The sequence below is a fragment of the Paenibacillus sp. ALE3 genome, from assembly GCF_054113405.1.
Map to the genome: position 1 here is coordinate 740,571 of NZ_CM134214.1, position 12,472 is coordinate 753,042.

Consider the following 12,472-nt stretch of genomic DNA (forward strand, 5'->3'; position numbering starts at 1 on the left):
CATGAAACGCCTGAGTACGCAAAGGAAACACAGCAAACGGCTCGGAAAGAAGGGCTATTGGTCAGGATATAACAGGGGCCAGGAACAAGGCAGGAAGTTGGGGCAGGCTTCGTTCGGCAAGATTTTTGAAGGCGTAAGTATTATCATTCCGTCCTGTAATCAGCTTCAACAGCTCCGTGCTTGCATTCACCATATTGAGGAGAATACGAGCCATCCTCACGAAATTATTGTGGTAGACTGCGGCTCGACGGACGGGACACCTACCTATTTGCTCCGTAAAAGCATCGCTGTACGCTATGCGCTGTTAACAAAGGATGTTCAGATGATCGGCAGTTTGAATCAGGGACTGATGATGGCAAAAGGTACAACTATTGTCGTACTGGACCCAAACTCGATGGTGACTCCTGGCTGGCTGGACCGGTTGATGAGCTGTTTATACAGCGATTCGCGTATGGGAGTTGTCGGTCCTGTAACGAATGGTCCATTCGGAGAACAGCAGGTTGAGGTTCCTGATATGAATAAAAATGAAGCGCGTCCATTTGCCATGGCCAATAATATTCCCAATCCGGATGCATGGCGAGAGACTGAAAGCCTGGCCGCATTTTGTCTACTACTACGTAGAGAAACTTTGGTAAAGACGGGATACTGGGATGAAGGCTGCCACAGTATTGAGGAAGCCCATGCAGATTGGTTGCTGCGAGTACGCTTGTTGGGGATACGCATGACAATTGCCGGAGATGCGTTTATCCATTTTGTAGAAAGTGATCGGGATACGGTTTATGGTTTTCCTCAAACGACCGAAAGAATCGGTTCAACGGAGGAAGGAAGCCGGAACCGATCCTTTTTTGTCCAAAAGTGGGGGGACGCGGATAAGCTGTTCCACCACCCGGAATTTGGAACAGCAGAGCCAGACGGCCAAGGATTATCAAGTAAGGAAGCACACTTATCAGCAGCAAGCTTTTATCCCGTCGGAGCGCTTGTTCAGGGACCGTCCGGTGCAGTATTTCGGATAGAGCCGGAAAGTAGGCGGCTGTTGCATGAAGCCAGTGCTGCGGGAGGTAAATACGTGCGTCCCGTTAGAGTGTCCCAGCTTGATTTATTGGCGCTTCCCTTGGCAGATGAGCCGGAGGCGATGGTGTCCGGCGCCGCTGATGCCCCCCCTGTAGCTGTGGCGCATGAGGAACCCTTGCCTGTGCTGGCGGCTCCTGAGCTGGGAAACATGTCCATGTTGCCCACACTTCATATCCCGGCTCAACGCAAGCGATGGATCGAATTACTGTATGCTGAAGGTGGGCAGCTGTACCAAATCGGCAACGGTTGGAAAAGACCGTTTCTGACCCTCTACGCTGTGATGAGCTGGCGGGCTGAGGACTATCCAATTCAGTTTTTGTCCTCCGAAGAATTGTCGGCATTGACGGAGAAGCAACCTATTATTGCTCCACCAGTGCTACGAGGGCATTTGTGATGATCGAATAGGCTTTTTTAGGCGGAACCGACTACTCGCTGCGGCATACGCTGTAGTAGCGGAAAGCCCGTAGGTATTTCGTGCGTTCCGCACGGCGGAACACATAAAGGAGGGGCTTATGCATAACGAGTTAGATGATTTGCTGATCCATATTTCGCACTCGCAGCAGCAGATGTCGAGGTTGCTGGATGCGGAACGGCAGGTGGTCGTGCGCATGGCACAGATCATACATGAACTGCCGGATGAGGAGCCGCGTTTTGATGGAATTCCGGGCATTATTGATAGCTCGGGACAAGTAAACAAAAGCATTGTTGCCTATTTGAACGGTATTGCCGACCTTCAGGAAGCAATGGCTGAAATGCTCGTTCGTGTCGTGAAGGAGACGGCATACCCGGAAGAGGAGTAGTGTAACAATCGAGGGTAGGGAGTGAACACATGAGTAGGGAAAAAGCAATGATTCACATGCTGGACGCAGCCTCTAAGATGCAGCGGAATGTGTCTATGATTCTGGAGGCCAAGGCGGTCGAAGCAGAAAAAATGCGTAATTGGACGCTGAACCATCTGGCGCCTCACGCATTTGACACCGATGAAGAGCAGTTGGGACGGCCTTTGGAAATTCACGAGCAGATGGTGGAAATGCTGGAGGGATTAACCCGGCTTCAGACTGGACTATGCAGTAATCTCAAAGCATTGCTGGACCAGGATGAGCAGCAGGGTGGCGGAATGGAAGGGATGATGGGAGGCATGGGCTCGGGGGATATGAACTAATGAGCATGAGGCGTGAACGTGAGATTAAGCTGGATATGATGGAGTCTATTGCTGCCAGCCAGCACGCCGTTGCCCGGATGCTGACCAGTCTTGCGGACTTGACGCCCCATGCGGATATGTCGGCTCCCCGTCTGGAAGAGACCATCCGTATACTCAGCAACTACCAGGGAGAAATCACGAAAATGTTGGCGGGTATTCCTTTAAGAAGACAGGTATATGGGAAACCAACGAAGCCATGGCTCCATGTGCCTGTTCAAAAAAATGAAACCAAGACGAGAAAGCAAAGGAGGAGTGAAAATGAGTACAAGGTGGGAACGCACAGCTCGAGACAAAGCCCGCAAAAGACGTAAAGATGCCCGGCGTTCTAGCATTCGTAGATTAAAACGGAGAAGAAGACGTCTGCTTGCTCTTAGACGCCGTAAAAGGGGGCTTAATTCAGTACGTAGAAGACGTTCTCTTCTGCGGCGGCGGAAAAAACCTCAAGCTAACCCGGCCGCAGCTCCTTCTGCGGAGAACCCACAGCCCGTTCCTGTTGCATTAGAGCATGACCCGCAGGCATTCCAGCAGGGATATGATGCTGCTTACAATGAGGGTTTCAATTCAGGCTTTGCCAAAGGTTATGAAGATGGCCACCAGGTCGCTTACAAGGCACAGTAAACTATGAAAATTATCTATTACGGTTAACCCCCCGAAGCCTAGCAGCTTCGGGGTTATTTGCGTTTGGGCAGTTGGACGGGCAAACGCCAATTTTGTCCGGGCAGTGGCAGTCGTCCATGATGCGTTTGACCCCTGTGCATATAGTTTAGGAGTGACAGAAGTTTATCCTACAACAGGACAGGGTGAAGGATGTGAATGATCAACGAAGCGGAAATGAACGCGAAGCATACCGATGTGGCTATCGGGAAGGACGCAGAATGGGCGGTTGCACGGCTGCTCTGTCACAGGTCGTGGCAATACAACCTGCTGTTCGCCAGTTGAAAGTGTTGTATATTCCGCAAGGTTTCGTAGCTATAGACACAGGTGTGCAAGAGGCATTAAGCCAAATATGCAGCTCGTGCGCCATCGGTACTCCTGCCACGATGCTGGCTGACGCTAAGGCTCACCGTCCAGATCTCGTACTGGTCATGAATGGGCTGCATGTGTTTCCGGACGATCATCTGGAGCAGGTACAACAAATACGAGCCATGGGTATTCGGACGGCCATATGGTTTGTAGATGATCCCTACTTTACGGAGGATACGGCGTTGATCTGTCAATCCTACGATGTCGTTTTTACGCATGAAAATTCTTGTCTGCCGTTTTATCGTGATCAGGGAGTAACGAGGGTTCACTATATGCCGCTTGCTGTGTCAGCCCGTATCTTTTATCCCCGGCGGGTAGAGCGTGAGCATCAGCATGATATTTGCTTCATAGGAAATGCCTTCTGGAACCGTGTGAAGCTGTTTGACTACCTTGCTCCCTTCTTGGCGGATAAAAGAGTGCTGATCGTAGGTGGACACTGGGATCGGCTGAGCCGGCTGGATGTGCTGGAACGCTTTATCCGTCCGGGTTTTATGGAGCCGGAAGAGACCGCTCAATATTATAACGGCTCCAAAATTGTCATCAATATGCACCGCCCGACAGACCCCGGACTGGATAATCGGAATACACACCAGTTGTCAGCGGAGTCCATCAATCCTCGGACATACGAAATTTCTGCTTGCGGGACGCTTCAAATGACGGATGTGCGGAAGGATCTGAGCCGTTATTACCAACCAGGCTATGACATTGAGACCTTCTCGGGAGCAGAGGAACTGAAAGTGAAGCTGGACTATTATCTCAGGCATGACTGGGAACGCGAACGCATAGCCTGGCGCGCACTGCACACAACCATGCAAAAGCATAGGTACTCGAATCGTATGGAAGAATTGCTGGACAAGGCGATGGCCTAAAGTAAACACCATAAACAGTGAGGAGTGAAAGTGATGACGATATCTACGACAGGACCGTATGACCCAGCTGTTCACCAGACGGCGGCGGCCTCCTGGGAGAAGGGGAGAGCTGCGGGAATCCATGACGGATACGACGAGGGATACCTGCGCGGACGCGCTAACGCGATTGTCTCGCGAACAAAAGCAACGTTCCCTTTTCGACAGATCCATGTACTGTATGTCGTCTCGGGCAAAGGCCTTCCGTATTCTCCGCTGGATGAGGCGGTCATCACCACATTGCAGAGCATGACGGCTCAGGTTACCGTAACAGACCCGCGCCAGCCGGTAGGAGATATTGCTGCTCAGCTTCGTCCGAATCTGATGCTGGCACTGGATGGGATGGATCTACCGTTAGAGCAGGTTGCTGCAGTACGCCAGTTGGGCATTCCCACTGCCATCTGGCTGACGGACGATCCCTATTACACCGATACGACGACCAAAATGGTGACGAATTATGATTATGTGTTCACCTTAGAAATGAACTGTATAGAACTGTATCGTCAGTTGGGCTGCACGTCGGTGCACTACTTGCCATTCGGGGCATTTTTGACTCACTATTTTCCACTCAGCTCGCCTGCTTCAGTGCGACGTGAGATTGGATTTACAGGCTCAGCCTACTGGAATCGCATCTATTTCTTTAATCCGATTATGCCGCAGCTCATGGCCCGCAACATTAAAATCAATGGAATCTGGTGGGATCGTCTTCCGGATTATCAGTCGTATGGTGACAAAATTGAGCTGGGCCGCTGGATGTCTCCGGGCGAGACCAATGATACGTATAACGGCAGCAAAATCGTAATTAATCTTCATCGTTCCCATCAGGATGATTCGGTGAACAACAACTCACTGAAAATTCCGGGGATTTCGCCAAATCCCCGCACGTTTGAAATTTCCGCCAGCGGGACGTTGCAACTGACGGATACAAGAGACGATCTGGCTCGTTTTTACAAGCCAGGGGAAGAGATTGAAACTTACAGTTCTCAGCAGGAACTGCTGGAGAAGGTTGAGTTTTATTTGACGCACGAAAAGGAGCGCCGTGAGATTGCTCTGCGTGCTCTGGAACGAACCCTGCGGGAGCACACGTATGGTCACCGGATTGACCAAATGCTATCGGTCATCTTCCCATAAGATAATTCACATGACGATGGTTGCTATTTTAAAGGAGGTGAACTCCGATCAAGCCGAAAATGATGCTATTCAGCCATGTCAGCAACGTCCGCAGCATTACAGGGGCGGAAAAGCTGCTACTGCATTTTTGTCTAGACATGCGTACGTATTTCGATTGCATTCTCGTAACGCCTGGTGAAGGGCGGCTGACCTCAATGGCCCGCAAGCGCGGGATAGCTGTTCAGACTCAGAATTTGTTCATGCTGCATGGCATGTATACCCCCTATGAGGGATTGGCGCAGGATGCGGAGAATTTGCGGAACCATGTGGCGTATGCACCACTGCACCAGATGCTTCGGCATGCTCGACCTGATGTGGTGCTGGTCAATACCTGTGTGAACGTCATGCCCGCAATGGTTGCCCAAGAGCTTAATATCCCGGTGATCTGGAAAATAACCGAGGTCATTAACCAGAATGCGCATACGCCGATTTCTGTTTCGATTATCGAGCGTTATAGCCAGTGGGTCATTGGCATTTCGCAGGCTGTTATGCGCCCTTTGCATGGCGGGGGATTGACACGTCCGCATACGATGTTGCCTCCTTGCCGGGATATGAATATGCCGTCTCCCAAAGAGTATGTGCTGGAGCGGAGAAGGAAACGTGAAAAGCTGGGACTGCGAGATTTTCATATCTGCATTGGTTATATTTCTTCCTTTATCTACGAAGCCAAAGGGCTATTGCCTTTTGTCCACATGGCTCTAAAGCTGTGTGAAACCAATTCGCGGTGCCGTTTCTGGATCATCGGTAGCTCAGTGGATTCCGAGTATTACGTAAAATGTGTCTCTTTGATTCGCCAGTCTTGTTATAGCCGCCGCTTCCAATTCAGTTCATTCGAGGAATCTGTTTCAACAGCCTATAGCGCAATGGATATTGTGGTGATCCCTAGTATGGTGGAGGAAGGCTTTGGTATGACGGCTCTGGAGGGTCTGGTGTACGGCAAGCCCGTCGTAGCCTTTGCGCAGGGCGGACTTGTGGAATTAATGGAGGCGACCGGAAATGCAGATTTTTTGGTAGAGCCAGGCAACAGCGATATGCTGGCGCAAAAAGTAGGCTATCTGCTCGATCATTCCGAGGAAGCGGAACGAATTGGTGTGCGTAACAACAGTGCGGCTACGCGTGTCTACGGACCTGATTCCTACCGAAGCAGTCTGCACGTCATGGTCAGTCAATGGGTATGTCATCATCCGCATTGGTTCCCGTTGATTCAGCAGCCGGGTGGTCCTGTATGGACGAGGGAAGGCGAAGGCCTGCGTCAGGTCACTGCAATACCGGAGGCTTATCTCAACACCGTTCGAGAATTTCCCGAATCGGTCGTTAATCAACTGCCGGTGCTGGGTCTGCCGCCAATCGAATATGCAGCCATTCAGGGTTTGCCACAACCAGTCCCCCCTTTGCCTGAGCCAACATCTGAGTTGCCTCGCCGCAAACGTAGTATTCGGGCAAGATGCCCAAAGGGCCGCAAGCATACCAAACTGCGGAGTCGCAGGTACAAGAGAAGCGCTGGCAGAAGCCGTCTCAAGAAAATTCACGGGTCCCCATTATATCGAAGATCCAAGTCCAGACAGAAGCTCAAGCGGAAACTCAAGCTCCAGTCAAGACGATCGAAGGCGCACAAGCAGAAGCGAGTCACACTCAAGGCCAGATAGCATTCCAAACAACGGTCCGGGTGAAATACGCCGGACCGTCGAGATGAACGATAAGTCGGAGCACAGCCAGTCTGCTGGATGGCTATTATTCATTGAACTCCACAATTCAATGAAACAAAGACAGCAAAGGTGGGTTCCAAAACCATGAAAATATTGACCGTGCTCGGCACAAGACCGGAGATTATACGGCTCAGCCTGATTATTCCGAAGCTGGACCACTATGCAGATGAACATGTGCTTGTGCATACGGGCCAAAATTATACGGAAAGCCTGAGCGGACAATTCTTCCGCGAGCTGGGTTTGCGCGCCCCGGATTATGTGCTTCAGGAGAAAGCGGGAACGCTGGGCAAACAACTGTCTGCCATGTACTCGCAGATGGAGGACATTTTAAACAAGGAACGCCCAGATCATGTACTATTGCTCGGTGATACGAACAGCGCCTTATGTGCCCTGCTTGCGGAACGTATGGGTTACCCAGTTGTGCATATGGAGGCTGGGAACCGCTGTTATGATCTGGATGTGCCGGAAGAGAAGAATCGGCGCGTCATCGACGCGATTTCTACCATTAATATGCCTTATACAGAGCAAAGCAAGCAGCACCTACTACGTGAAGGCTTTCCAAGCCAACGAATTATACTGACTGGAAATCCGATCTATGAAGTAATGCAGCACTATGAGAAAGAGATATCTAGCAGCGAAATTTTGAAAAAGTTAGGATTGTCGCCGGGGGAATATTTCTTGGTTACTGCCCACAGAGCTGAAAATGTCGACCATCCGCCACATTTGCTGGCTATTTTGGATGGTCTTAACCGGGTAGCCCGGCAGTTCGGGCAGCGGGTCATTTGCAGTATCCATCCCCGCACCGCCGCTCGGATCGCAAGCCACCCGCCGATCCAGCTTGATCCGCTGGTAGAATTTCACGAGCCGTTCGGCTTTTTTGACTTCGTTCTGCTGGAGCGGCATGCCCGCTGCGCTTTGACGGACAGCGGCACCGTACAGGAAGAATGCTGTGTCATGGGGGTGCCGACCGTCACGATGCGTCGTACGACCGAACGGCCGGAAACGGTAGATTGCGGCAGCAATATCGTGTCCGGTCTTGATGGCGAGATTATAGCAACCGCGGTAGCTATAATGACCGGGATGAACCATAAGTGGCAGTGTCCCGCAGGCTATCTGGCGGAAGATGTATCGGATAAGGTAGTCAAATTTTTGCTTGGAGGGAAACGGCATGTTTGAAAACCAACGTATCTTGGTTACCGGCGGTACCGGCTCTTGGGGGCATGAGCTGGTTACCCAGTTACTGCCGCGTAACCCCAAAGAGGTCATTATCTATTCACGTGGAGAATCGAGTCAGGTTGCCATGAACAGGCAGTTTGAGGATGAACGGCTCAGCTTCTGTATTGGAGATATCCGGGATAAGGACGCGCTGGTTACCGCTTGTCAGGGTGTGGACTATGTGTTTCATTTGGCGGCTCTCAAGCACGTACCTGTCTGTGAGGATCAGCCCTATGAAGCACTCAAAACCAATGTCGTAGGCACCCAAAACGTGATTGAGGCCGCTGTCGCCAATCAGGTAAAGAAAGTTATATATATATCGACTGACAAAGCCGCGAATCCGTCCAATTTTTACGGTATGACCAAGGCGATTGGAGAAAAATTGATTGTCTACGCCAATCTGCTGAATAGTGATACACGGTTCGTGACGGTGCGAGGCGGTAATGTATTGGGCACAAACGGAAGCGTAGTGCATCTGTTTCAAAACCAGATTCGCCAAAAGGGGAAGGTTTCTATTACGGATATGAAAATGACCCGTTTTTTCCTGACCCTGCGTGATGCGATCAGTCTCCTGTTCAAAGCTTCGGTGGAAAGTGTCGGCGGGGAAATTTTTATCATGACCATGCCAACCTGTCGCATTTTGGATTTGGCTGAGGTGCTCATTGAAGATTCGGGCGTGGAAAACGTAGAAATTGTAGAGCAAGGTGTCCGTCCCGGCGAAAAAATTCATGAGATTTTGATGAGTAACTTTGAAAGCCTGACAACGGTTGTGTATGACGAGCAATATTTGGTCATTCTCCCAACGCTGAACATCCCCCAATTAAGAGACCGTTATAGTCAGTGTCCTCCGGTATCATTCAGCAGCTTTAGCTCGGAGTTTAATCTGATGTCAAAAGAGGAAATTCGAACTATCCTCCGGAGCGGGGGGTTCATTAAATGAAGCTGCTTATTTTGGGTGGTAACGGCATGGCGGGCCATGTCCTGGTCGATTATTTTCAAAATCAGGGCGGGCATAACGTCTTCTATACCACCCGTGATCCCGAAAATAAAGGCGGTCTGCTGCTGGATGTAAGAGACAGCTTTATGGTGGAGCAGTTGGTTCGCAGTGTGCGGCCAGACGTCATCATCAACGCGGTGGGTGTGCTGAATCAGTATGCCGGAGAGGATCAGATTACAGCATACCAAATCAATGGACTATTGCCGCATCTTCTCCGGCGGACGTCGGACAGCATCGGTGCCCGACTCATTCATATCAGCACGGATTGTGTATTCGAGGGAAAGCGTGCTCCTGGTTTGTACAAGGAGACGGATCAACCTGACGGGACAAGCGCCTATGCTGTGACGAAAATACTCGGAGAAGTAAAGGCGGCAGGGCATCTGACTATTCGTACCTCTATTGTCGGTCCGGAAATTCGGAGGGAAGGCATTGGTCTGCTGCACTGGTTTTTGCAGCAGAGCGGAGATGTTGACGGATATCGCCGTGTCTTTTGGAACGGAGTCACGACACTGGAATTGGCTAAAGCGATACAGGTGCTTATGAATGAGCCGCTAGACGGACTCATTCATCTGGTTCACCCCGAACCGATCAGTAAACATGATTTGCTACTGCTGTTCAAAGACATCTGGAAGAGGGAGGATATTCGGATCGTGCCGAAAGATGAGCCGGTGCAAGATCGGACGCTTCGTTCTACCCGGGCCGATCTGCTCTACGATGTTCCTCACTACAGCATCATGCTGAAGGAGCTGCTGGAATGGACAGAAGCACAGCGGAACAACGTCGGCCTGTCATAGTTGTTACCGGAGCGGCGGGCTATACCGGGATGCATGCCTGCCGCCATTTTGCACAGCTCGGCTGGGAGGTGGCGGCGCTGACTCGCACTGCCGCTTCCGCATCAAAGCTGATCTCACTGGCTGGAGATGATGAGTATCCTAGTCCGGATGTCGGCACTCACGTCTGTATCACGCCTTATGTATGTGATTTGCTTGACAAGAAACGTCTTGGCGAAGTAATCCGCCAAATTGCACCGGATTATGTGCTTCATCTGGGCGGTAAAAATTCGGTGCCTGAATCATGGCAAAGTCCACTGCTGTACATGGAATCCAATGTACTGTCCACATTGTATCTGCTGGATGTACTGCGCCCTTTCCCCAAAGTCCGAATTGTAGTGGCGGGTTCTCGCCTAAAGACGGCTTTGCAGGCACCGTATTATCCTCCGCACCCGTACAGCCTCAGCAAAAGCCTTCAAGAGGCAGTCGCGCTTTCGTGGGGTGCGCTGTTCGATCAATCCGTCATGCTGGCGGAGCCTTGCAATCTGATCGGCCCGGGTCCCTCCACCGGTTTCTGTGCACTGTTGGCAGGCTATATCGCACGGACCGAGCAGAGCGTGCGAGACGTGCAGAATGTAGAGCCCCCTGCCCTTGCTTCCGTTTCTGCACCGACTCCGTTTCAGGTTTCTTCACGGCATGCGCAGCGAGATTTTCTGGACGTGCGCGATGCTGTCCGAGCGTATAGCGTGCTACTGGAGCGAGGTGTTCCGGGGCGTGTATACCCCGTTTGCTCAGGCAAGATGATGCAGTTGGGGGACATCACAGAACGCATGATTGCATTGGCAGACACCCCTGTTGCCATACAATGGGGAGATGTGACAGAAGAGGCGACCACGGATGTATATCAGGCAAAGGAACTAGAGGAACTGGGCTGGATGCCAACCATTCCGTTAGGGCAATCACTGAAGGATATGATTGGCTACAGTCGAGCCAGAAAGGAAGAAACGAGATGAGACCGAGTGTAACGATCGTAATTCCGTTTTATAACTGCAGGTACGTCGATCAGGCAGTGCAAAGCGCACTGGAGCAAACCTACGGCCCGCTTGAAATCATTGTCGTCGATGATGGTTCAACCACACATACTGAAATGCTTCATCCTTACCGTAAATATATCTATTATTTAGGTAAATTAAACGGTGGGACGGCCAGTGCACTTAATCACGGCATCCGACATGCCAACGGTGAATACATTGCGTGGCTCAGCTCGGATGATACCTTCCACAAGGATAAAATTAACAATCAGGTTTCCTTTATGCTGGAGCAAGGTGCACATATTTCTCACACCAACTTCAACACAATCAATGAATACAGCCAAATCACAAGATACCAGGCGGGACCGGTACTTCCGTCGAAACAGGAATTTTACCGTTTTTTTCTGAAAGGTAACCCGGTAAACGGATGCACGGTTATGTTCAAAAAAGATCTGTTTACGCAGATAGGGTTGTTCAATGAGCTGTTGACGTATACCCATGATTTGGATATGTGGTACAGAGTTATACTGGCAGGATACGAGTTTCCTTTTTTAAACGAACTGCTGGTAAACTACCGCTGGCATGATGAGATGGGAACGAACAAGCATCGACACGTCATTGAACAGGAATACTCAATTACCCAGGCACGCTACAGAACCAGCTTAACTGAGCTGCTGAACAGATTTGCAGCTATGTAGTACAAATCAGAATATTGGAAAATTTTCAGCCTGTGACCTGCAGTGCCAGTATAGAGCACGCAGATTCACAGGCCAATTACAAATGACTAATGATAGTAGGGAGAGACCAAGTTAGTTAGGGAAATAATACCTTTGTCATGAAGTTGGTCCTACAGTGCTAATTACTGTCCAATCGCCGAACGGGAATGTGTGTTCTGGTACAAAATTTCCAGCAGCATCTTTTCCTTGGGCTGCAATCGAGATATCACTTGCGATTGCGGCTGGGGCTGGAGATGAAACGTTAATGATATATGCGGGTACTACAGTAGGAATCGTAAGTGTGACGACTGCATTTGCAGCCAAGGCAAATGTGGTTAAGAAATAAGGTACTGCTGCTGTACCTGGTGGTGCACTCCCAGGCGCGCTATAAGCATGAACAACGATGGGAGAAAGTGCTGCTGCTGTTGTATTAGTGATACGTAGTGTAACAGAACTCGAATGGAAACTACCATCTGGATTAAGGTTTTCAACGGCTCCTAACGAAAAAACGGCCATATTTTTCACCTCCTTGTAATACCAATATATGAAGAAAGAGTAGTAATAGAGTGTGTTAATATATAGAGGTGTTTAGTACAAATTAAGGAATCCCGGCTTGTCCAGTACCCGCAATTAATATTGCCCATCGACTTTTATTACCGCTGTATGT

Annotated in this window: 14 protein-coding genes; 13 read left to right on the top strand and 1 reads right to left on the bottom strand. The window is 50.3% G+C overall.

Going from position 1 to position 12,472, the window contains the following annotated elements; genetic code table 11:
* The first annotated feature begins 1 nt into the window (after position 1).
* From ACXHJ2_RS03370 to ACXHJ2_RS03430, 13 genes are all read left to right on the top strand, one after another.
* Positions 2 to 1,465 (top strand): glycosyltransferase family 2 protein, encoded by a 1,464-nt coding sequence (locus ACXHJ2_RS03370; RefSeq protein WP_165081625.1) that lies wholly within the window; start codon positions 2 to 4, stop codon positions 1,463 to 1,465.
* Between the two features lie 118 nt (positions 1,466 to 1,583).
* Positions 1,584 to 1,871, top strand: a complete 288-nt coding sequence (locus ACXHJ2_RS03375; protein WP_013372834.1) for a hypothetical protein — start codon at positions 1,584 to 1,586, stop codon at positions 1,869 to 1,871.
* Between the two features lie 29 nt (positions 1,872 to 1,900).
* Entirely contained in the window at positions 1,901 to 2,233 is a 333-nt protein-coding gene (locus tag ACXHJ2_RS03380; RefSeq protein WP_013372833.1) for a hypothetical protein, read from the top strand.
* Positions 2,233 to 2,583 carry a hypothetical protein gene (locus ACXHJ2_RS03385; RefSeq protein WP_129549923.1) on the top strand — a complete coding sequence of 117 codons (351 nt, stop codon included), beginning with the start codon at positions 2,233 to 2,235 and terminating at the stop codon, positions 2,581 to 2,583. Before ACXHJ2_RS03380 ends, ACXHJ2_RS03385 begins: the two co-directional genes overlap by 1 nt.
* On the top strand, positions 2,531 to 2,890 hold the full coding sequence (locus tag ACXHJ2_RS03390; RefSeq protein WP_155617182.1) for a FliH/SctL family protein: 360 nt from the start codon (positions 2,531 to 2,533) through the stop codon (positions 2,888 to 2,890). Before ACXHJ2_RS03385 ends, ACXHJ2_RS03390 begins: the two co-directional genes overlap by 53 nt.
* Before the next feature lie 182 nt (positions 2,891 to 3,072).
* Complete coding sequence (locus ACXHJ2_RS03395) at positions 3,073 to 4,164, top strand: CgeB family protein (protein ID WP_064963428.1); 1,092 nt, start codon at positions 3,073 to 3,075, stop codon at positions 4,162 to 4,164.
* A 33-nt stretch (positions 4,165 to 4,197) separates the two neighbouring features.
* Positions 4,198 to 5,331 carry a CgeB family protein gene (locus ACXHJ2_RS03400; protein ID WP_090738366.1) on the top strand — a complete coding sequence of 378 codons (1,134 nt, stop codon included), beginning with the start codon at positions 4,198 to 4,200 and terminating at the stop codon, positions 5,329 to 5,331.
* A gap of 59 nt (positions 5,332 to 5,390) precedes the next feature.
* Positions 5,391 to 7,016, top strand: coding sequence for a glycosyltransferase (locus ACXHJ2_RS03405; RefSeq protein ID WP_165081627.1), 1,626 nt, complete (start codon positions 5,391 to 5,393; stop codon positions 7,014 to 7,016).
* 144 nt (positions 7,017 to 7,160) lie between these two features.
* Complete coding sequence (gene wecB, locus ACXHJ2_RS03410) at positions 7,161 to 8,252, top strand: non-hydrolyzing UDP-N-acetylglucosamine 2-epimerase (protein ID WP_165081630.1); 1,092 nt, start codon at positions 7,161 to 7,163, stop codon at positions 8,250 to 8,252.
* The gene (locus ACXHJ2_RS03415; RefSeq protein ID WP_013372825.1) at positions 8,245 to 9,231 is read left to right on the top strand and encodes a polysaccharide biosynthesis protein; all 987 of its coding nucleotides are present in this window, start codon (positions 8,245 to 8,247) and stop codon (positions 9,229 to 9,231) included. The genes wecB and ACXHJ2_RS03415 overlap by 8 nt, the downstream gene beginning before the upstream one ends.
* On the top strand, positions 9,228 to 10,082 hold the full coding sequence (locus tag ACXHJ2_RS03420) for a dTDP-4-dehydrorhamnose reductase family protein (protein ID WP_165081631.1): 855 nt from the start codon (positions 9,228 to 9,230) through the stop codon (positions 10,080 to 10,082). The genes ACXHJ2_RS03415 and ACXHJ2_RS03420 overlap by 4 nt, the downstream gene beginning before the upstream one ends.
* Entirely contained in the window at positions 10,043 to 11,071 is a 1,029-nt protein-coding gene (locus ACXHJ2_RS03425; protein ID WP_165081633.1) for an NAD-dependent epimerase/dehydratase family protein, read from the top strand. Before ACXHJ2_RS03420 ends, ACXHJ2_RS03425 begins: the two co-directional genes overlap by 40 nt.
* Entirely contained in the window at positions 11,068 to 11,787 is a 720-nt protein-coding gene (locus ACXHJ2_RS03430; protein ID WP_165081635.1) for a glycosyltransferase, read from the top strand. Before ACXHJ2_RS03425 ends, ACXHJ2_RS03430 begins: the two co-directional genes overlap by 4 nt.
* A 135-nt stretch (positions 11,788 to 11,922) precedes the next feature.
* Here the strand turns inward: ACXHJ2_RS03430 and ACXHJ2_RS03435 are convergent, their stop codons facing one another.
* Positions 11,923 to 12,321: a hypothetical protein gene (locus ACXHJ2_RS03435; protein WP_165081637.1), complete on the bottom strand. Its 399-nt coding sequence runs from the start codon at positions 12,319 to 12,321 to the stop codon at positions 11,923 to 11,925.
* Positions 12,322 to 12,472: the final 151 nt, after the last annotated feature.

What these genes read in the sequence shown, in the direction of transcription:
- ACXHJ2_RS03370 (WP_165081625.1), top strand. Translation starts at nt 2, where the DNA reads ATGAAACGCCTGAGTACGCAAAGGAAACACAGCAAACGGCTCGGAAAG.
- ACXHJ2_RS03375 (WP_013372834.1), top strand. Translation starts at nt 1,584, where the DNA reads ATGCATAACGAGTTAGATGATTTGCTGATCCATATTTCGCACTCGCAG.
- ACXHJ2_RS03380 (WP_013372833.1), top strand. Translation starts at nt 1,901, where the DNA reads ATGAGTAGGGAAAAAGCAATGATTCACATGCTGGACGCAGCCTCTAAG.
- ACXHJ2_RS03385 (WP_129549923.1), top strand. Translation starts at nt 2,233, where the DNA reads ATGAGCATGAGGCGTGAACGTGAGATTAAGCTGGATATGATGGAGTCT.
- ACXHJ2_RS03390 (WP_155617182.1), top strand. Translation starts at nt 2,531, where the DNA reads ATGAGTACAAGGTGGGAACGCACAGCTCGAGACAAAGCCCGCAAAAGA.
- ACXHJ2_RS03400 (WP_090738366.1), top strand. Translation starts at nt 4,198, where the DNA reads ATGACGATATCTACGACAGGACCGTATGACCCAGCTGTTCACCAGACG.
- ACXHJ2_RS03405 (WP_165081627.1), top strand. Translation starts at nt 5,391, where the DNA reads ATGATGCTATTCAGCCATGTCAGCAACGTCCGCAGCATTACAGGGGCG.
- wecB (WP_165081630.1), top strand. Translation starts at nt 7,161, where the DNA reads ATGAAAATATTGACCGTGCTCGGCACAAGACCGGAGATTATACGGCTC.
- ACXHJ2_RS03415 (WP_013372825.1), top strand. Translation starts at nt 8,245, where the DNA reads ATGTTTGAAAACCAACGTATCTTGGTTACCGGCGGTACCGGCTCTTGG.
- ACXHJ2_RS03420 (WP_165081631.1), top strand. Translation starts at nt 9,228, where the DNA reads ATGAAGCTGCTTATTTTGGGTGGTAACGGCATGGCGGGCCATGTCCTG.
- ACXHJ2_RS03425 (WP_165081633.1), top strand. Translation starts at nt 10,043, where the DNA reads ATGGACAGAAGCACAGCGGAACAACGTCGGCCTGTCATAGTTGTTACC.
- ACXHJ2_RS03430 (WP_165081635.1), top strand. Translation starts at nt 11,068, where the DNA reads ATGAGACCGAGTGTAACGATCGTAATTCCGTTTTATAACTGCAGGTAC.
- ACXHJ2_RS03435 (WP_165081637.1), bottom strand. Translation starts at nt 12,321, where the DNA reads ATGGCCGTTTTTTCGTTAGGAGCCGTTGAAAACCTTAATCCAGATGGT.